Here is a 19,058-nt window from a genome sequence, read left to right as displayed (position 1 = left end):
CCGATCGTCACGGTGCGAAGACGCAGAACTCGTTGCCGGCCGGGTCCGCGAGGACGTGCCAGCGCGCCTGCCCGTGCGGGTCGGCGAGCACCCGGGCGCCGCGCGCGACGACGTCCTCGACCCGCCCGGTCACGTCCCAGTGCACCCGGTTCTTGACGGTCTTCGGCTCGGGCACGCCGACGAACTTCAGCACGTCGAACGGGAGGCCGGGGACCCCCGACACCCAGCGGGGCAGCCCGCCGGGCGCCGTCGTCGGCGTCCCGCCGAGCAGCTCGGCCCACCAGGCGGCGTCGGCGACGGAGTCGTTGCTGTCCACCACGAGGGCGGTCGGCTCGCGCGGGTCGCTGAAGACGCAGAGCTCCCCGCCCTCCGGGTCGAGCAGGACCGTCCACTCGTGCCCGTCGTAGCCGAACTCGCCGGAGCGGGTCGCGCCGGCCTCGAGGAGCGGCTGCACGTCGGGCGCGACGAGGTCGAGGTGGACTCGGTTCTTGACCGTCTTCGCCTCGGGCACCTGGTTCACCCAGACCGTCTGCGCCGGAACCGCGCCGCGGAGGACCGCGTCGCCGCCTTCCTGGAGCTCCCGCTCGCGGCCCAGAGCCGCCGACCAGAAGCGCGACACCCGGTCCGGGCCGGTCGCGTCGATGCAGAGGTCCTTCCAGCGCACCAGCCCCATGCCGCAGCAGGCTAGCGGCCGGGCACCACGGCCGGAGAGCCCCGGCGCCCCGTCCCGTCCCTGGCCGTCGGCTCCCCGGGCGGGCTGCAGCACCCGCCCGAGGAGCCGTCGAGCCGGTGCTAGAAGCGCTCCTCGCGGCCGCCGCCGAGGTCCTCCCAGACCTGCTGGACGTTGTCGTACGACCGGCCCGCGGGCAGCCCTGCGAGCTGCTGCAGCACCCGGTCCGGCGCCTGGTTCTCCTCCGCCGTCGCCCGCAGCACGTCCGCGGTCGCCGGCCAGACCTCCTTGCCGAGGAACGTCGCCAACTGGCTGCGGCCCTCGATGTCCCCGCTGTCGACGCCCGCTGCGGTCCCGCCGGTCAGCGTGCCGTTGGGGTTGAGGTCGACGTCGGGCTGGTCCTCGCCCGAGGGCTCGGGGTCCTTCCACTCCTGGGCGTGGGTGGAGCGGCCGGCGCGCATCGCGCCCTCCACCTCGCCGGCGAGGGCTTCGTCCGCGCGTGCCCCGTGCTTGTCACTGCCGCGCTCGATGGTCATGCTTCGCCGTCCTCCTCTGTCGGTCGACCTGCCGTTTCTCGGTCGGCCCTGCGGTCGTGTCGGAGCCGTACCCGGAGGGGGTGATCGGTAACGTCCGGTTCCGTTCCGACAGCCGCGGGTACCGGATTCGGCATGAGCGCGCTGGAGTCCGACCTCATCGAGACGACGAAGGTCGTCGCCGTCACCCTCAAGAAGGCCCACATCCCGTTCGCGCTCGCCGGCGGGTACGCGGTCTACGCGCGGGGCGGCCCGCCGAGCATCCACGACACCGACTTCTTCCTGCGCGAGGCCGACGTGCCGCGGGCGATCGACGCCCTGACGGAGGCCGGCCTCAAGCACGAGAGCTGCCCGGAGGACTGGCTGGTCAAGGTGTTCCACGACGACCGGCTCGTCGACCTCATCCACGCGGCCAACGGGCGCCCCGTGACCGACGCCATGCTCGAGCGCGCGGAGGAGGTCGAGGTCGGGTCGGTCCGGATGCCGGTGCTCGACGCCAGCGACATCCTCATCGGCAAGCTGCTCGCGCTCTCCGCCCACCACTGCAACATGTCCCCGCTGCTCGCCGTGGCGCGGTCCCTGCGCGAGCAGGTCGACTGGGGGCGCGTCCGCGAGGAGACGGCGGACTCGCCGTACGCCCGAGCTTTTCTCACGCTGACGGACGGGCTCGGCATCACCGCCCCTCCCGAGGGGCAGGAGGGGACGCAGCCCGTCCACGAGGGCGTCTACGCGATCGCCGGCAGCGGCGTCTCGCACAGCAGCAGCACTTCCGAGGAGGAGAGCGCATGACCCGCCTGTCCCACCTTCGCGACCTGTACTCCGCGAAGGGGCCGTTCGTGACCGCGTACCTCGACGCGACACGCTCCACCGAGACGGGCGCCCACGAGGTCGAGCTGCGCTGGCGCGCCCAGCGCGAGCAGCTCGCGGAGGCCGGCGCCCCCGACGAGCTGCTCGACGCGCTGGAGCCGGTCGCGACCGCTCCGACCGGCGTGCCGGGCGACAACACGCTCGTCCTCGTCGGCGCCGGCACCGAGGTGCTCTTCTCCTCGGCGGTCCCCGGGCGCATCCCCGAGCGGGCGTCGTACGCCCCGGTGCCCGACCTCGGGCCGCTGGCCCTCACGCTCGGGCAGACCCTGCCGTACGTCCTGGTGCACATCGACCGCACCGGCGCCGACATCGACGTGGTCGGCCCGCTCGGCCAGTCCGAGCAGCACACCGAGGTCAAGGGCGGCGAGCACCACATCTCGAAGGTCCACGCGGGCGGCTGGTCCTACCGTCGCTACGAGCACCGCGCGGAGAACCTCTGGGAGTCGAACGCGACCGACGTCGCCAAGCAGATCGACACGATCCTCGCCGAGACCTCGATCCCGCTGCTCGCGGTGACCGGTGACACCCGGGCCAACGAGCTGTTCCAGCAGCACCTCGGCACCCGCGGCAAGGAAGCGGTGGTCACGCTCGACTCCGGCGGCCGCGCGGCCGGGTCCGACGAGCAGGCCGTGCAGGAGGACGTCCGCCAGGCGATCGCCGCGAAGGTCGTGCGGGACACCCAGGACCAGGTCGAGCTGTTCCGCGAGCAGACCGGCGCCGGGCACGGCGGCGCGCTCACCGGGCGCGCCGAGGTCGTGGGCGCGCTGCAGAAGGCCCAGGTCGACACGTTGATCGTGACACCGGACTTCGACGACGACACGACGGTCTACGTCGGGCCCGACCCGTCGCAGATCGCGGTCGACGAGGCCGAGCTCAAGGCGATGGGGGTCGACGACGGCTTCGCCGCACGCGCCGACGCGGCCCTGCTGCGGGCCACGATCGCGACGGACGCGCACGTCATCGTCGTCCCGAAGGGACGGCTGCAGCTGCAGGACGGTGTCGGCGCCCTGCTGCGCTACTCCGACGAGTCGACGCCGTCCGCGTGACGGCTGCGGACGCGCCCCTGCCCGGGACGCTGCAGGTCTGGAGCGACATCGCCTGCCCGTGGGCGTCGCTGGCGGTCTACCGGCTGCGCGCGGCGCGCGAGCGGCTCGGGCTCGAGCTGGACGTGCGGGTCGACCACCGCGCGTTCCCGCTCGAGCTGGCCAACGGACGCCCGGTGCCGCCACTGGCCGACGAGGCCGTGCAGGTGCTCGCCCTCGAGCCCGGGTTCGGCGTACGCCCGTGGTCGGGCGAGCACGGCGAGTGGCCAGGCAGCTTCCTCGACGCCCTCGGCGCGGTCAGCGCCGCGAAGGACGAGCGGGTCGGCGGGCTGGCTGCGAGCGAGGCGTTGGACTGGGCGCTGCGCCGTGCTCTGTTCGTGTCCAGCCGGCCGGTCGGGACCGCGCAGGAGGTGCTCGCGGTCGCCCGCGAAGTGCCTGAGGTCGACGCGGACGCGCTCGCCGGGCTGCTCGACGCCGGCCGGGAGGCGGTCCGCCGCGACTTCGGCCTCGTCGGCGAGCTGGGGATCGAGGGCAGCCCGCACGTCCTGCTCTCCGACGGCACGTCGGTGTTCAACCCGGGCATCGGCGACGACGGCTCCGACGACCCCGGGGTCTGGGACGAGCTGCTGCGCCGGGCGCTGGCGCCCGAGGGCTGACCTTCTCCGGACGGGGTGCACCTGCCGACGCCGAGGTGCGAGCCGGGGCCGTTGCGACGGCCCCGGCTCGCGCGTTCCCGGGCCGGCGCCGGTCCGGGCCTCGACACGGCGGCGGCCGACGCGCTAGGGATGAGGAGTGGCCCGCTACCCGGCGTCGCGCGACCGCGAGCACCCCTAGGGGCCGGGAGGCCATTAGGGGACGGATGCAGATAGCCTGGCCTACTGGCAGCCCAGGCCGTGTCGAGGTTCGAAAGTAGGCGAACACCGCCGTGTCGCAGTCTCCGTCTCCGCAGGACGACCCCACGGAGGGCTTCGGCCCCAACGAGTGGCTCGTGGCTGAGATGTACGAGAAGTACCTCCAGGACCCTTCGTCGCTCGACACGGCATGGGCGGGCTTCTTCGAGGACTTCAAGCACACGCACGGAGACGGTGGGCCCAACGGCGTGACCAAGGCATCGACGACTCCTCCCGCCGCACCTGCGGCCGCGCCCAGCGCCCCCGCGGCCCAGAGCGCGCCCGTCGCGCCCCCGCCCACGGCCCCCGCCCCGACGCCGACCGCGAGCCGTCCCGTGGCCCCGATCGCGCAGGCCGACACCCCGACGACGACCACCCCAGCCGCCCCGCCCGTCCCGTCGGCCACCCCGTCCGCGGCGCGCGAGGTCTCGACGACGCCGAACCAGCCGCCGCGCCCCGCCGCCGCCCCCGCCAAGGCCGGCGGCTCGTCGGTGACGCCGCTGCGTGGGCCGGCCGCCCGCGTGGTCACCAACATGCAGGCCTCGCTCGAGGTCCCGACCGCGACCAGCGTGCGCGCGGTCCCGGCGAAGCTGCTCATCGACAACCGCATCGTCATCAACAACCACCTCGCCCGCGGGCGCGGCGGCAAGATCTCCTTCACGCACCTCATCGGCTACGCCGTCGTGCGCGCCGTCTCGGCGATGCCGGACATGAACGTCTCCTTCGGGGAGGCCGACGGCAAGCCCGCGGTCATCCGCCCGGAGCACGTCGGGCTCGGCCTGGCCATCGACATCGCGAAGCCTGACGGCACCCGCCAGCTCCTGGTGCCGGCCATCAAGGCGGCCGACACGATGGACTTCGCGCAGTTCTGGGCGGCCTACGAGGACATCGTGCGCAAGGCCCGTGGCGGCAAGCTCACGGCCGACGACTTCGCCGGCACGACGATCAGCCTGACCAACCCCGGCACCATCGGCACGGTCCACTCGGTCCCGCGCCTGATGAAGGGCCAGGGCACCATCGTCGGCGTCGGCGCGATGGACTACCCGGCCGAATACCAGGGCGCGTCGCCCGAGACCCTCGCCCGGCTCGCGGTCAGCAAGGTCCTCACGCTCACCTCGACGTACGACCACCGGGTCATCCAGGGCGCGCAGTCCGGGGAGTTCCTGCGCCGGGTCCACCTGCTGCTGTTGGGCGAAGACGGCTTCTACGACGACATCTTCCGTGCTCTGCGGATCCCCTACGAGCCGATCCGCTGGGCTGCCGACGTCGCGTGGACGCACGAGAACGACGTCACCAAGCAGGCGCGCGTCCAGGAGCTCATCCACGCCTACCGCGTGCGCGGCCACCTGATGGCCGACACGGACCCGCTGGAGTTCCGCCAGCGCAGCCACCCCGACCTCGACATCACCAACCACGGCCTGACGCTGTGGGACCTCGACCGCGAGTTCGCCACGGGCGGCTTCGGCCAGAAGCCGATGGCGACCCTGCGCGACATCCTCGGGGTGCTGCGTGACTCCTACTGCCGCCGCGTCGGCATCGAGTACATGCACATCCAGGACCCCGAGGAGCGGCGCTGGATCCAGTCGAAGGTCGAGTGCGGCCACAGCAAGGCCGACAGCCAGGAGCAGCTGCGCATCCTGCGCCGGCTCAACTCGGCCGAGGCATTCGAGACCTTCCTGCAGACCAAGTACGTCGGGCAGAAGCGCTTCTCGCTCGAGGGCGGGGAGTCCCTGATCCCGCTCGTGGACGCGCTGCTGTCCGAGGCCGCCGACGCCGGGCTCGACGAGGCCGCGATCGGCATGGCCCACCGCGGCCGGCTCAACGTGCTCGCCAACCTCGCCGGCAAGTCCTACGCGCAGATCTTCCGCGAGTTCGAGGGCAACCAGGACCCGAAGTCGGTCCAGGGCTCCGGCGACGTGAAGTACCACCTCGGCACGCAGGGCACCTTCACCGCGAACAGCGGCGCCAAGTGCAAGGTCTACCTCGCGGCCAACCCCTCGCACCTGGAGGCCGTGGACCCCGTCCTCGAGGGCATCGTCCGCGCCAAGCAGGACCGGCTCAACAAGGGTGGCGGCGAGTCCGGCTACACCGTGCTCCCGGTGCTGATCCACGGCGACGCCGCGTTCGCGGGCCAGGGCGTCGTGGCCGAGACGCTGAACCTCTCGCAGCTGCGCGGCTACCGCACCGGCGGCAGCGTCCACGTCGTCGTCAACAACCAGGTCGGCTTCACCACCTCGCCGGCCTCGTCGCGCTCGTCGTTCTACTCCACCGACGTCGCCCGCATGATCCAGGCGCCGATCTTCCACGTGAACGGCGACGACCCGGAGGCGTGCGTCCGCGTCGCCCGGCTGGCGTTCGAGTTCCGCCAGCGGTTCCGCAAGGACGTCGTCATCGACATGGTGTGCTACCGCCGCCGCGGGCACAACGAGGGCGACGACCCGTCGATGACCCAGCCGCTGATGTACTCCCTCATCGAGCAGAAGCGCTCGGTGCGCAAGCTCTACACCGAGGCTCTCATCGGCCGCGGCGACATCACGGTCGAGGAGGCCGAGCAGGCCCTGCGCGACTTCCAGGAGCAGCTGGAGCGGGTCTTCAACGAGACGCGGGAGACCGGCGCGGTCGGTTCCGGCGCCCTCGAGGCGCCCGACGAGCAGCGCCAGGCCGGCCACGCGCACGCGCTGCCGACCGCGGTCTCCCCCGAGGTCATCAAGCGCATCTCCGACGCCCACGTCGCGATGCCCGAGGGCTTCACGGTCCACCCCAAGCTGCGCTCCCTCCTCGAGAAGCGTGCGGCGATGTCCGCCGAGGGGGGCATCGACTGGGCCATGGGCGAGCTGTACGCCTTCGGCTCGCTGCTGCTCGAGCGCGTCCCGGTGCGGCTGGCCGGCCAGGACAGCCGGCGCGGAACCTTCGTCCAGCGCCACGCCGTCCTCACCGACCGGCACACCGGCGACGAGTGGACGCCGCTGGCGAACCTCTCGACCGACCAGGGCCGCTTCTACGTCTACGACTCGCTGCTCTCGGAGTACGCGGCGATGGGCTTCGAGTACGGCTACTCGGTCGTGCGCCCCGAGGTCCTGGTGCTGTGGGAGGCGCAGTTCGGCGACTTCGTCAACGGCGCCCAGACCATCGTCGACGAGTTCATCTCCTCCTCGGAGCAGAAGTGGGGCCAGCGCTCCTCGGTCGTGCTGCTGCTGCCGCACGGCTACGAGGGCCAGGGCCCGGACCACTCCTCGGCCCGCATCGAGCGCTTCCTGCAGCTGTGCGCCGAGGACAACATGACCGTGGCGCAGCCGTCGACGCCGGCCAGCTACTTCCACCTGCTGCGCTGGCAGGCCTACCACGAGCCGCGCCGCCCGCTCATCGTCGCGACGCCGAAGTCGATGCTGCGGCGCAAGGAGGCCGTCTCGGGGCCGGAGGAGTTCACCTCCGGCACGTTCCGGCCCGTGATCGGCGACCAGGCGGCGCTCGACCCCGAGCGCGTGGACCGCGTGCTGCTCTGCTCCGGCAAGGTCTTCTGGGACCTCGCCGCGGAGCGCACCCGCCGCTCGGACGACCGGACCGCCATCGTGCGCATCGAGCAGCTCGCGCCGCTGCCCGCGGCCGAGATCCTCGAGGCGGTCTCGCGGTTCCCCAACGCCGAGCTGGTCTGGGTGCAGGACGAGCCGGCCAACCAGGGCGCCTGGCCGTTCATGCTGCTCAACCTGCCCGACCACCTGCAGGGCCGCCCGCTGCGCCGCGTGTCGCGCCCGGCGTCGGCCTCCCCGGCGGTCGGCTCGCACAAGGCGCACGAGGCCGAGCAGCGCGGCCTGGTGTCGGCCGCGTTCGACCGCTGACGTGTACGCCAGCGACCGCGGCATCGAGGAGCTGGAGACCAGGCGGGGCGACGAGGAGGTCACCCTGGCCTGGCTCGCCGAACGGCTGCGGCTGTTCGTCGACTTGAACCCCGAGCACGAGGTGCCGATCGAGCGGCTGGCCACCTGGCTGGCCCGCGCGGACGACGAGGACTGAGGGCTGGCGCCGCGGGCCCGTCCGGGCGGTCACCCGGGGCCGTTCGACGAGCGGCCCGTACGCCGCGTCGAGCGGTCCGACGGGGCGGCGTACGACCCCGCGGCGTGGCCCTACACGCTGGCGCCCGTCGCCCAGCTGCTGCGTGACGGCCTCGACCTCGCGCCCGGCGTGACGTTCCTCGTCGGCGAGAACGGGTCCGGCAAGTCGACGCTCGTCGAGGCGGTGGCCGAGGCGTACGGGCTCAACCCCGAGGGCGGCTCGCCGAACGCGAGCTTCTCCACCCGGGCGACCGAGTCCGGCCTCGCCGCGGACCTGCGGATCGTGCGCGGCGTGGGTGGGCGCCGGTGGGCGTTCTTCCTGCGGGCCGAGACGATGCACGGGCTCTACACCTACCTCGAGTCCGTAGGCACCTTCGGCCTGCACGAGCGCAGCCACGGCGAGGGCTTCCTGGAGGTGCTCCGGACGCGCTTCGACTCGCCGGGCTTCTACGTCCTGGACGAGCCGGAGTCGGCACTCTCCTTCTCCTCGTGCCTGGCCCTGATGGGCGTGCTGCACGACCTCGCGGCGGCCGGGTCGCAGGTCCTCTGCGCCACCCACTCCCCGCTGCTGACGGCGCTGCCGGGCGCGACGATCCTCGAGCTGTCCGAGACCGGCTACGAGAAGGCCGCGTGGGACGAGCTGGCGCTCGTCGACCATTGGCGGCGCTACCTCGGGGACCCCACGGCGTACCTGCGACACGTGCTCGGCTGACGCTGCCCCCTGCTCCGTCTCCGCCGGGCACCGCGTCAGACAGCGTTGTCAACGGAGCTTCGTCGCCGGATAGCCTGCGCGTCACCCGCGGTTCGCCTGCCGGTACCCGGGCCTGTTTGCGTGGACCAGCCCCATCACTCCCACGACGAGGTGTACGTGACTCCGCTGTCCCGACGTGCCGTCCTGCGCGGCACGCTCCCGCTCACCCTCGCCGCCCTCGCGGCCGGAGGCCTCGCCGCGCCGGCGGCCCAGGCCGCGTACGACATCCCGGACCGCGCGGAGGACCTCGCGCAGTACGTCGACCCGCTCATCGGCTCGGCCAAGGACGGAAACACCTATCCCGGTGCGGTCCGCCCGTTCGGGATGATCGCCTGGAGCCCCACGAGCACGACCGGGGACCAGACGAGCACCGGCGCCGCCAACGGCTACCAGTACAACGCCACGCGGGTCCGCGGCTTCAGCCTCACCCACGTCAACGGCGCCGGGTGCAACCCGGGCGCCGCCGGCGACGTGCCGATCATGCCGTTCGTCGGCGAGGTCACCTCCTCCCCCACCGCGGACTTCCGCGACCAGGTCTACGCCTCGAACTTCTCCCACGCCGACGAGGTCGCCGAGGCCGGCCGCTACAAGGTGAAGCTCGCTTCGGGTGTCACGAGCGACCTCGCGGTGACGACGCGCGCCGGCATCGGCGAGTTCGACTTCCCGAAGGGCTCTCCGGCCAACCTGCTCTTCCGCGTCTCGAACTCGCTCAACGGCAGCGAGGACGCCGAGATCGACATCGACGTCACCAACCAGCGCGTCACGGGCTCCGTGCTGACCGGCGCGTTCTGCGGCCGCCGGGCCAACGGGGGCACCAACAACCGCAAGAGCTACTACCGGCTCTACTTCAGCGCCTCCTTCGACCGCGCGTTCTCCGGCACCGGCACGTGGGTCGACAGCACGCTCACCAAGGGCGGCACCACGGCCCGCGGCGGCGAGGGCTACGCCACCGGCGCGGCCCGGCAGGGCAAGGGCTCCGGCGGCTACGTCAGCTTCGACACCTCGAGCGACACCGACGTGCAGATGCGCATCGGCATCTCCTACGTCAGCCTCGCCGGCGCCGAGCAGAACCTCGCGAAGGAGATCAAGCGCCGCGACACCGTCGCCAGCGTGGCAGCTGACGGCTGGGACGCCTGGGGCAAGGTGCTGCGCAGCGTGGAGGTCGCCGGCGGCTCGGACGCCGAGCTGACGAAGCTCTACACCGCGCTCTACCACTCCTACCTGCAGCCGAACGTCTCCAGCGACGTCGACGGCCGCTACCTCGGCAGCGACTTCCGCGTCCACGAGCTGGAGCCCGGCCAGGGCGCGCAGTACGGCAACTTCTCCGGCTGGGACCAGTACCGCGCACACACCCAACTGCTCGCCCTGCTGCAGCCGAAGGTCGCCGGCGACTTCGCCCAGTCGCTGTTCAACCTCGCCAAGCAGAACGGTGGCGTCTGGGACCGCTGGGTGCACGTCAACGGCCCGACCCACGTCATGACCGGCGACCCGTCGGCCCCCACGCTGGCGGGCTTCTACGCCCTCGGCGTGCGCAACTTCGACGTGCAGGGGGCGTTCGACTCGCTCGTGAAGCAGGCCACCGTGCCCCACCCGAGCGGCCTGTCGGACGCCGGCTGCCCCGGCCAGTGCGAGGGCCAGCGCCCGAACCTCGCCGAGTACCTCCGGCTGCACTACGCCCCGCAGGACACCTGCCACTGCTGGGGCGGCGCCGCCGAGACCCTCGAGGACGCGGCCGCGGACTTCGGCCTCGCCGACTGGGCGCGGCGCCTCGGCCGGGCCGCGGAACACTCCACCTTCCTCGACCGGGCCGGCTGGTGGCGCAACACCTTCAACCCGTCGGCCGGCGCCGAGGGCGGCTACCAGCAGGCGCGCCGTTCCGACGGCAGCTGGCACTGGCCCTTCAGCCCCACCAGCGACGTGGGCTTCGCTCAGGGCACCAGCGCGACGTACACCTGGATGGTCCAGCACGACGTCTCCGGCCTCGCGGCCGCGATGGGCGGCAGGGCCAAGGCAGCGGCCCGGCTCGACACGTTCTTCCACAAGGCCGACGGCTCCTGGGCGACCGGTGGGGACGCGTTCCGCTACGACCCGACCAACGAGCCGGGCATCCACACGCCGTGGCTCTACAACGCCCTCGGCCAGCCCTGGAAGACGCAGGAGACGGTGCGCGCCATGGCGCGGCTCGTCTACGGCACCGGGCCGAGCGGCCTGCCCGGCAACGACGACCTCGGCACCATGTCGGCGTGGTACGTCTTCGCCGCGCTCGGCATCTATCCGCAGACGCCCAGCACGGCCGACATGCTCATCTCGAGCCCGATGTTCGAGCGCGCCTGGGTGCACCGTGCGGGCGGCCCGACGATCACCATCACCGCGCCGCAGGCGTCCGAGTCGAACGTCTACGTCCAGAGCGCGTCGGTCAACGGCAAGCCCGGCTACACCCGCTCGTGGCTTCCGGAGTCGCTGTTCCTGAACGGCGGCACGGTCACCGTCGAGGTCGGCTCGAAGGCCAACACCGGGTGGGGCACGAAGGCGGCTGACCTCCCCGTGGACCGCATGCCCACCGCGCCCGCCCCGGTGCCGAACCTGCCCACGGCGTGCGTCGTGCAGGGCTCGAACTGCCTGCAGTCCCTGGCCGGCCAGTACGACATCGACGGCGTGACGACGGACGACAACATGGGCCAGGGCGTCTTCGGCACCAACGGCTGGAGCTGGCCGGCCGAGCTGCTGCCGGCCCCGGGCGTGGGCACCGCGGCCGGGCGGCCGTACCTCTTCCCCGACACCACGGGGACCGCCGGCAACTTCCTGTCCGCGCGCGGCCAGACGATCCACCTCACGCCCGGCCGCTACTCCGCCCTCGACGCGGTGACGGCCTCGCACAACGGCAACTACCGCGGCGACGTGACCGTGACGTACTCCGACGGCACCACGTCGAAGGCCTCCCTCATGTCGACCGACTGGGCGGCCGCGGCGCCGGCCTACGGCGAGGAGACGGCGATCGACGTGCCCACCCGCCACCGCAACACCGGCATCCACGACGGGCTGCGCGTCCGGATGTGGCACGTGGCCCTGGCCGTCGACAGCACCAGGACGGCCGTGTCGATCACACTGCCGAACCTGCCGAACATGAAGGTGTACGCGCTCACCGGCCGCATGGCCTGACGCTGCGCGCGCCGACGGCCCGCCACGCACAGCGCGTGGCGGGCCGTCGTCGTCCCGTGCGGTCGCACAACCCGGCGGAAGCAGAAGACCGGTCAGGCCCGCCGCCGCGTGCGCCGCAGCGGGCGGTAGCGCCAGACGACGACCCCCTCGACGTCCTCCGGGGGCACCGGCCGGCCGATCGTCCACGAGTCCGTCCCCTCGCCGGGGTTGTCGCTCTCGACCCACCAGCCGTCGTCGTCCCTCGCCCCCGCGCGCTTCACCGACAGCGGACGGTCGGGGAGGCGTACGACGACCAGGTCTCCCACCCGCGGGGTGCGTCCACGCATCACCAGCAGGCGGTCGCCGGGGTGCAGCGTGGGGAGCATCGACCGGCCCGTCACCTCGACCCGCCAGGGCCGCGGCAGGCCTTGCGTCGCGCGTACGGCCACTGCGTGATCCTCCCGGGTGCAGCCTCTCCCAGCGGGGGTAGTGTCCCGAACGTCAGTCTCTTCCGAGCGGAAGGATGGGTGCCCGTGTTCGCGCGCCTGCTCGCCCCCCGCACCACCGTGTCCGCCCACTGCGACCTGCCGTGCGGCGTCTACGACCCGGCCCAGGCCCGCATCGAGGCGGAGTCGGTCAAGGCCATCTGCGAGAAGTACCAGTCGAACGAGGACCCGGTGTTCCGCACCCGCGCCCTCATCATCAAGGAGCAGCGCTCCGAGCTGGTCAAGCACCACCTGTGGGTGCTGTGGACGGACTACTTCAAGCCCCCGCACTTCGAGAAGTACCCGCACCTGCACCAGCTGTTCAACGAGGCCACGAAGCTGGCCGGCGCCGCCGGCGGCAAGGGCACCGTCGACCCCGCCGAGGCGCAGAAGCTGCTCGACAAGATCGCCGAGATCGACACGATCTTCTGGGAGACCAAGAAGGCCGCCTGACCTTCGCCGTCTGCTCGGCCCGACGCCCTCCCGTTTCCGGACGGGAGGGCGTCGGCGTTCCCACAGCTTGGCCAACCGCAAGTGCGGGCCGGGTTGGATCTACGCATTGACAAGCCCCGCGAAAGGCGTTGTACTCCCTCGATGAGCGATGCCGGTGCCACGACGCGCCAAGGAGACGACCGACGCGCGTCCTCGGAGGACCGCCGGGGTGGCCTGCGCCGCGAGCGGATGCTGTCGATCATCCGCGACTGCGGGTTCGTCAGCGTCACCGACCTGGCGTCGATGTTCGGCATCTCCACCGTCACGGTCCGCACGGACCTGGACCGGCTGGCCTCGCGCGGCCGGGTCCGGCGCGTACGCGGTGGCGTGGTCGCCGAGGACCTGTCCCACTCCGAGCGCCCCTTCGAGGAGACCCAGTCGCGCGGCGCGCTGGAGAAGTCGGCGATCGCGGAGGCGGCGGCCGGGCTGGTCAGCAGCGGCGAGACGCTCGTCCTCGACGTCGGGTCCACCACCACGGCGCTCGCCCGCGCGCTGGTGGCCCGCGAGGAGCTGCACGACGTCGTGGTCGTCACCAACGGCCTCACCATCGCCACCACGTTGGAGCCGGCCATCCCCCGCTTCACCGTGGTCCTCAGTGGCGGCACGCTCCGCCCGCTCCAGCACTCGCTGGTCGACCCGCTGGCCGACGCGGTGTTCGACCGGGTCCACGCCGACACCGCGTTCCTCGGCTGCAACGGCGTGCACGCCGACGCCGGCATCACCAACGTCAACCTCCCCGAGGTGGGCGTCAAGGCGCGCGCCCTGCAGTCCGCGCGCCGCCGGATCTGCCTGGCCGACGGGTCGAAGGTCGGCCACGTCGCGCTGGCCCGGGTCTGCCCGGTCACCGACGTCGACCTGCTCATCACCGGCCCGTCCGCTCCCGAGGACGTCGTCGAGGCGCTGCGGGCACGCGGCATCGACGTCGACGTCGTGGACGTGCCGTCGGCCCTGCTCGCGGGCCTGCCCGCGCCGACGCCGCACGCCGACCGGGCCGTGCCCACCGCCACGTCCGAGAGCGCGCCCGCGCCGAGCTGAGGCCCCGCCTCACAGCGAGTAGGGCAGCCGGAACGGGTTCCCCCCGCGCTCCTCGAGCGCGAGCGTGAGCGTGTAGCCGACGAGCAGCACCATGTGCAGCACCCACATCCACAGCCCGACGGCGACGACGGCGCCGATGACCGTGAGCCCGCCGAACGGCGCGCCGAGGTCGAGGGGCAGGGCGAGGAAGAGCACGAAGCCCTGCAGGAACCCGCTGATGAACGACGCGGTCGTGAAGCCCGACCACAGCGCCGAGGCCCAGGTGCGCGTCGAGCGGCCCACCACGCGGTACGTGTAGCTCAGCGGCAGCGACAGCACGAGCCAGTCCGCGACCAGCGCGATGAACACACCGAGCGCCGTGGGCCCGGGACGCCCGCTGTCGAAGAACCGGGCGAGCCAGGGCGTGGTGAGCAGGACGCCCATGACGGCCAGCGGAGCGACGACGAGCAGGGGCAGCGCCCGCAGCCGGCCGCGCCACCCGGCGAGCGCCTCGGTCCGGCGCTCGAGCGCGAGGAAGCTGCGGCGCAGTCCTTCTCCATAGAGCGACGCGGGGAACGCCGCGATCAGCGCCCCGAGTACGGACAGGTCGAGCGCCGCCTCGACCAGCGCCCGCGCCGCGTCGGGGGCGCCCAGCGCCTCGGGCAGCGCCTCGCCGAGCGTCCGCGCCCACTCGTCGAGCTGCGCGTTGCCGACGGCCAGGCTGGCGGCCCAGATCGCGACCAGCAGCGAGGGCACCACCGCGATCCCCGCGTAGAACGTCAGCCCTGCCGAGACGAGCGCCACGTCGCGGCCGCGCAGCGCCCCGAAAGCGTCGCGCAGCAGCATGCGCAGGGCGAGCAGCGGGGACGACACCGGTTCAGCCTCCCCACCCGGCCGCGTCGTACGCTCCCGGCGTGCCCGCGCCGCTGCCCGTCCGTGACGCCCGCCCCGACGACTTCGAGCGCGTGGGGCGCATCACCGTCGAGGCCTACCGCGCGGACGGGATGCTGGACGCGGTCGAGGACGGCTACGAGCTGCGGCTGGCGAACGCCGCGCTCCGCGCCGAGCAGGCGCACCTGCTGGTGGCGGTGGACCCGGACACCGACGAAGCACTCGGGACGGTGACGTTCTGCCTGCCCGGCGGCCCGTGGGCGGAGATCTCCCGGACAGGGGAAGCGGAGTTCCGCATGCTCGCGGTCGCGCCGGAGGCACGCGGCCGCGGTGCGGGCCGGGCGCTCGTCGAGGAGTGCCTGCGCCGCGCGGCGGCGGCTGGCGCCGGCCGGCTGGTCCTCAGCACGCAGCCGTCGAGCGCCGTCGCGCACCGGCTCTACGAGCGGCTCGGCTTCTCCCGCCTGCCCGAGCGCGACTGGTCCCCGGCGCCCGGGGTCGACCTGCTCGCGTACGCCCGCCCCGCCCCCTGAGCCGACACCCCCGTGGCCGGCTCAGGGAGCGAGGGCGCCCCCACCCGAGACGACGGGCGCCGTCGCGGGAGTGATACGCCCCCCTCAGCCCAGGTGCTCGAGCTGCGGCCACAGCCGCGGCCACGGGGCGACGGGCCCGCGGCAGAGGTGCACGGGCGCGCCTGCCTCCTCGTTGTCGACGCCGACCCCGTTGTCGACCTGCGCCACGAGCGCGCAATCGGCGAAGTACCTTTCTACGAAGCCCGGATCGCCGAAGCCGACCAACACGACGGGGCCGTCGCCACGAGGCGGCCCCCAGGCGGCGTAGCCGACATGGCCGCTGTGGGCCCGCGGCAGCCCGTGGGACGCGCCGTAGCGGTCGACCGCGCCGGCCTCGCCGTAGTTCGCCGTGAGGACCACCGCGCCGGGCCGCTCGCCCTCCGGTATCCGTTCCCACACCCCGGATACCGCCGCCACCAGCCGCGGCCACCCGACCTGCTCCCCGGTGTCCGACGACACCGCGACCGGCACCGCCGACCAGCGCACCGGGACGAGCGGCAGCACGAGCAGCGCGCCCACGACGCCGCTGGCCGCCACGGCCGCAGCGAGGACCCGCGCTCTCCGGGCTGAGGCGGGGGCCGCCGCGCGGAGCCACTGCTCGGCCGCCACCCCGCCGGCCGAGAGCACCAACGGGAAGACGCCCGCGGTGTAGTACGGCTTGCCCGCGAGCACGAGGTGCGCGGCGACGAGCACGACGACCGCGACGCCGAGCGGCCGGTACGCCCGCAGCCGCGGGTTGCGCAGCAGCAGCACCAGCCCGGCGAGCGCGAGCGGCACCAGGGGCGGGCCGAGCATGACGAGCTGCATGGGCAGGAAGGCCTCCCGCCCGCCCATGTCCGCGTCCGCCCGGATCACCCGTGCCATCTCCAGCTGCGGCCAACCGTGCCTCGCCTGCCACAGCAGGTTGGGCAGCCAGAGCAGGAGCGCGGCCAGCGCGCCGCCCCAAGCCGCGCGGCAGCGCAACAGCCACCGCGGCCCGGCCACCGCGACGCCGACGACGAGCGCGGCCGCGACGAAGCCGATCAGCTGCTTGTTCTGCAGGCCCACGCCGAGCACGACGCCCGCGGCCAGCAGCAGCCGGGGGCCCGCTCCGCCGAGCACGCGGGCCACGAGCAGGACCAGCAGCGCGGAGGCGGCCACGTCGAGCGTCGTCGTCGAGAGCAGGTGCCCGACCGCGAGCAGCGCTGCGCACGCGGCCGTCGACGATGCCGCGACGAGCTGAGCCGTACGCCCGCCGCCGAGCTCGCGGGCCGTGAGCGCGGCCACCACGACCGTGAGCCCGGTGAGCAGCGCGCTCGGTGTCCGCAGGGCGAGGAGTGAGCCGGGCACGAGCGCGTCCATCGCGTGGGCGAGCAGCGGGGTGAGCGGCGGCTGGTCCGGGTAGCCCCAGGCCGGCTCGGACCCCGCCCGCAGGAAGTACAGCTCGTCCCGGTGGTAGCCGTAGCGGGGTGCAACCGCGAGCAGCAGCACGACGACGCCGGCGGCCACAAGCAGTACCGGCCGGCGGGCGAAGGCGGGGCGCGCTGCGACGGCGGCAAGCGGCGGGCGCAGTGGCGTACGTATCAGCACGCCTCCCAGTGAGCTCCTCCGCCCCGACCGCGCGACAGGGCTGCGAGAGCGAGTGCGCTCTCCCCCGGAAGAGGGAGGCGCCGTGGACGGCCTGCACTACCGAGGGGACGGCACGGACCGCCCTGCCGGCCTTCCGCTGCCGCCGCACCGCCTGCCCTGGCTGGCGCGGGCGCCTCGGCCGGGCCGGCTCCCGGTACCGAGGCTGCGCCTCGGCAAGTCCTGGCGCTACGTCTCCGTGTGGAGCCCGGAGGTCTCGCTCTGCGCGGCGAACGTGCAGGTCGGCCCCGTCCCGCAGGAGTTCTGGGCGGTGTGGGACCGTTCGGCCGGCCGGCTGACCGAGCACACCCGGCGGTGGAAGGGACGGGTCGACGTCGGCCCTGGTCGATTGCGGGTACGCGACGGCGACGTCCACGTCGAGCTGACCCTGGACGAGAGGCCGGAGACCGCGTTCGAGGTCGTCACGCCGGCCGACGGCGCCTGGACCTGGACGCACAAGCAGGCGGGGATCCGGGCACACGGCGTCGCCCGCATCGGGGACCGCACGCTCGACGTCGACGCCGTCGCGCTCGTCGACGAGAACGCGGGGTACCACCCGCGGCGCACCACGTGGCAGTGGTCGGGCGGCAGCGGCGTCACGGCGGAGGGCAGGCGGGTGGCCTGGAGCGTCATCGTCGGCCTGAACGACACCCTGCCCTGCACCGAGAACACGGTCTGGGTCGACGGCCGCCCGCAGCAGACAGGTGAAGTGCGATTCGCACAAGACCTGTCAGGCGTCGAGTTCGCCGACGGCAGCAGCCTGCGCTTCGCCGAGGAGGCCGCCCGCGGCCGCTCGGACGACCTGCTGCTCGTCCGCTCGTCCTACCGCCAGCCCTTCGGCTCGTTCTCCGGCACGCTGCCCGGAGGGCTGCGCGTCGAGCGAGCGCACGGCGTCATGGAGCACCACGACGCGCTCTGGTGAGGCGCGCGGTCAGGCGGCCAGGCCCGCGGCGCGCAGGCCGACGGTGAGGTCGTGCGGGCTGGACGCGGCCTCGAGCGCCGCGTCGGCCGTCACGACGCCCTCGCGCACGAGCGTGACCAGGTGCTGGTCGAACGTCTGCATCCCGTAGAACCCGCCCTCGGCGATCAGCTGCGTCAGCGACCCGGTCCTCGCCGGGTCCGTGACGGCGTCCGCGACCCGCCCGGTGGCGACGCAGACCTCCAGCGCCGCCGCCCGGCCGTTGCCGTCCGCCCGCGGCACGAGGCGCTGGCAGACGATGCCGCGCAGCGAGCCCGCGAGCGAGAGGCGTGCCTGCTGCTGCTCGTGCGGCGCGAAGAAGTCGACGATGCGCGACACCGTCTCCGCCGCGTCGGACGTGTGCAGCGTCGACAGCACGAGGTGGCCGGTCTCGGCGGCCGAGAGCGCTGCGCGCACCGTCTCCTGGTCGCGCATCTCGCCGACGAGGATCACGTCCGGGTCCTGCCGCATCGCCGCGCGCACCGCGACGGCGAAGCTCTCGGTGTCGACCCGCACCTCGCGCTGGTTGACCATGCCGAGCTTGTCGGCGTGGAGCACCTCGATCGGGTCCTCGATGGTCATGATGTGCGACTCGCTCGAGGAGTTGATCGCGTCGATCATGGCGGCCAGCGTCGTCGTCTTGCCCGCGCCCGTCGGGCCGGTGACGAGCACCAGCCCGCGCTTCTCCATCGCCAGGCTCCGCACCACGGGCGGCATCCCGAGGTCCTCGAGCCCCACCGCTCCGACGCCCACCCGTCGGAAAACGAGCCCGATGGACCCCCGTGAACGGAAGGCGTTGACGCGGAACCGGCCCAGCCCGCTGACCGAGTAGGCGAAATCTGCTTCATTCGTCCGCTCGAACTCGGCGGCCGCGGCAGGGCTCAGCACCTCCGCGGTCATCGTCGCCGTCTCCGCCGGGCCGAGGGCGGGCGCCGCGAGCCGGCGCAGCCGGCCGTCGATGCGCACCCGCGGCGGCGAGCCCACCTTGCAGTGCAGGTCCGAGCCGCCCAGCTCGCACAACGCGACGAGGAAGGGCACGACGGACAGCGGGCTGGCGGCACCGGGAGGCGGCACGTCGCTCACCTCCGGACGATCGGCGGCGC

16 protein-coding genes and 1 pseudogene are annotated in these 19,058 nt (G+C 73.4%); 11 read left to right on the top strand and 6 right to left on the bottom strand.

Annotation, left to right across the window (positions count from 1 at the left end):
- Positions 1-7: 7 nt before the first annotated feature.
- Both G9H71_RS06175 and G9H71_RS06170 read right to left on the bottom strand, forming a co-directional pair.
- Positions 8-673 (bottom strand): VOC family protein, encoded by a 666-nt coding sequence (locus G9H71_RS06175; protein ID WP_166279667.1) that lies wholly within the window; start codon positions 671-673, stop codon positions 8-10.
- Between the two features lie 119 nt (positions 674-792).
- Positions 793-1,206: a DUF2795 domain-containing protein gene (locus G9H71_RS06170; RefSeq protein ID WP_166279665.1), complete on the bottom strand. Its 414-nt coding sequence runs from the start codon at positions 1,204-1,206 to the stop codon at positions 793-795.
- 132 nt (positions 1,207-1,338) lie between these two features.
- Between G9H71_RS06170 and G9H71_RS06165 the strand changes: the two genes are divergently transcribed.
- The 7 genes and pseudogenes from G9H71_RS06165 to G9H71_RS06135 all read left to right on the top strand — a co-directional run.
- Positions 1,339-1,992 (top strand): nucleotidyltransferase family protein, encoded by a 654-nt coding sequence (locus G9H71_RS06165; RefSeq protein WP_166279662.1) that lies wholly within the window; start codon positions 1,339-1,341, stop codon positions 1,990-1,992.
- On the top strand, positions 1,989-3,116 hold the full coding sequence (locus G9H71_RS06160; protein ID WP_166279659.1) for a baeRF2 domain-containing protein: 1,128 nt from the start codon (positions 1,989-1,991) through the stop codon (positions 3,114-3,116). Before G9H71_RS06165 ends, G9H71_RS06160 begins: the two co-directional genes overlap by 4 nt.
- The gene (locus G9H71_RS06155) at positions 3,113-3,769 is read left to right on the top strand and encodes a DsbA family oxidoreductase (RefSeq protein WP_166279656.1); all 657 of its coding nucleotides are present in this window, start codon (positions 3,113-3,115) and stop codon (positions 3,767-3,769) included. Before G9H71_RS06160 ends, G9H71_RS06155 begins: the two co-directional genes overlap by 4 nt.
- Before the next feature lie 269 nt (positions 3,770-4,038).
- A complete protein-coding gene (locus tag G9H71_RS06150) occupies positions 4,039-7,839 on the top strand; it encodes a multifunctional oxoglutarate decarboxylase/oxoglutarate dehydrogenase thiamine pyrophosphate-binding subunit/dihydrolipoyllysine-residue succinyltransferase subunit (RefSeq protein WP_166279653.1) in 3,801 nt (1,266 codons plus the stop codon).
- Between the two features lies 1 nt (position 7,840).
- Positions 7,841-8,014, top strand: a complete 174-nt coding sequence (locus G9H71_RS06145) for a DUF6104 family protein (protein WP_166168832.1) — start codon at positions 7,841-7,843, stop codon at positions 8,012-8,014.
- Positions 8,015-8,017: 3 nt separating this feature from the next.
- Positions 8,018-8,764, top strand: a complete 747-nt coding sequence (locus G9H71_RS06140) for an AAA family ATPase (protein ID WP_166280528.1) — start codon at positions 8,018-8,020, stop codon at positions 8,762-8,764.
- 165 nt (positions 8,765-8,929) lie between these two features.
- A pseudogene (locus G9H71_RS06135) lies at positions 8,930-11,347 on the top strand (GH92 family glycosyl hydrolase); the annotation flags it as partial.
- A 707-nt stretch (positions 11,348-12,054) separates the two neighbouring features.
- Here G9H71_RS06135 and G9H71_RS06130 read toward each other — a convergent pair.
- Entirely contained in the window at positions 12,055-12,390 is a 336-nt protein-coding gene (locus tag G9H71_RS06130) for a S24 family peptidase (RefSeq protein ID WP_331272782.1), read from the bottom strand.
- Between the two features lie 84 nt (positions 12,391-12,474).
- Between G9H71_RS06130 and sodN the strand changes: the two genes are divergently transcribed.
- Both sodN and G9H71_RS06120 read left to right on the top strand, forming a co-directional pair.
- Positions 12,475-12,879, top strand: a complete 405-nt coding sequence (sodN, locus tag G9H71_RS06125; RefSeq protein WP_166279650.1) for a superoxide dismutase, Ni — start codon at positions 12,475-12,477, stop codon at positions 12,877-12,879.
- A 141-nt stretch (positions 12,880-13,020) separates the two neighbouring features.
- Positions 13,021-13,953 (top strand): DeoR/GlpR family DNA-binding transcription regulator, encoded by a 933-nt coding sequence (locus G9H71_RS06120; RefSeq protein ID WP_166279647.1) that lies wholly within the window; start codon positions 13,021-13,023, stop codon positions 13,951-13,953.
- Positions 13,954-13,962: 9 nt separating this feature from the next.
- Here G9H71_RS06120 and G9H71_RS06115 read toward each other — a convergent pair whose 3' ends face one another.
- A complete protein-coding gene (locus G9H71_RS06115) occupies positions 13,963-14,805 on the bottom strand; it encodes a YihY/virulence factor BrkB family protein (protein WP_331272781.1) in 843 nt (280 codons plus the stop codon).
- 41 nt (positions 14,806-14,846) lie between these two features.
- Here G9H71_RS06115 and G9H71_RS06110 point away from each other — a divergent pair, with 41 nt between their 5' ends.
- A complete protein-coding gene (locus tag G9H71_RS06110) occupies positions 14,847-15,353 on the top strand; it encodes a GNAT family N-acetyltransferase (RefSeq protein ID WP_331272780.1) in 507 nt (168 codons plus the stop codon).
- An 84-nt stretch (positions 15,354-15,437) separates the two neighbouring features.
- Here G9H71_RS06110 and G9H71_RS06105 read toward each other — a convergent pair whose 3' ends face one another.
- On the bottom strand, positions 15,438-16,961 hold the full coding sequence (locus G9H71_RS06105; protein ID WP_166279644.1) for a glycosyltransferase family 39 protein: 1,524 nt from the start codon (positions 16,959-16,961) through the stop codon (positions 15,438-15,440).
- An 82-nt stretch (positions 16,962-17,043) separates the two neighbouring features.
- On the opposite strand from G9H71_RS06105, the gene G9H71_RS06100 reads away from it, so the two are divergent.
- The gene (locus G9H71_RS06100; protein ID WP_166279641.1) at positions 17,044-17,919 is read left to right on the top strand and encodes a DUF2804 family protein; all 876 of its coding nucleotides are present in this window, start codon (positions 17,044-17,046) and stop codon (positions 17,917-17,919) included.
- Positions 17,920-17,928: 9 nt separating this feature from the next.
- On the opposite strand, the gene G9H71_RS06095 is transcribed toward G9H71_RS06100, so the two are convergent.
- The gene (locus tag G9H71_RS06095; protein WP_331272779.1) at positions 17,929-19,038 is read right to left on the bottom strand and encodes a type IV pilus twitching motility protein PilT; all 1,110 of its coding nucleotides are present in this window, start codon (positions 19,036-19,038) and stop codon (positions 17,929-17,931) included.
- Positions 19,039-19,058 lie beyond the last annotated feature (20 nt).

This window comes from Motilibacter deserti, assembly GCF_011250635.1.
In the GTDB taxonomy this organism is placed as follows: domain Bacteria; phylum Actinomycetota; class Actinomycetes; order Motilibacterales; family Motilibacteraceae; genus Motilibacter_A; species Motilibacter_A deserti.
The sequence above is the reverse complement of the archived record's forward strand: the minus strand, read 5'-3'. Positions and strand labels throughout refer to the sequence as shown.

Coding starts and splice junctions, on each gene's coding strand:
- G9H71_RS06175 (WP_166279667.1), bottom strand. CDS start 673: ATGGGGCTGGTGCGCTGGAAGGACCTCTGCATCGACGCGACCGGCCCG.
- G9H71_RS06170 (WP_166279665.1), bottom strand. CDS start 1,206: ATGACCATCGAGCGCGGCAGTGACAAGCACGGGGCACGCGCGGACGAA.
- G9H71_RS06165 (WP_166279662.1), top strand. CDS start 1,339: ATGAGCGCGCTGGAGTCCGACCTCATCGAGACGACGAAGGTCGTCGCC.
- G9H71_RS06160 (WP_166279659.1), top strand. CDS start 1,989: ATGACCCGCCTGTCCCACCTTCGCGACCTGTACTCCGCGAAGGGGCCG.
- G9H71_RS06120 (WP_166279647.1), top strand. CDS start 13,021: ATGAGCGATGCCGGTGCCACGACGCGCCAAGGAGACGACCGACGCGCG.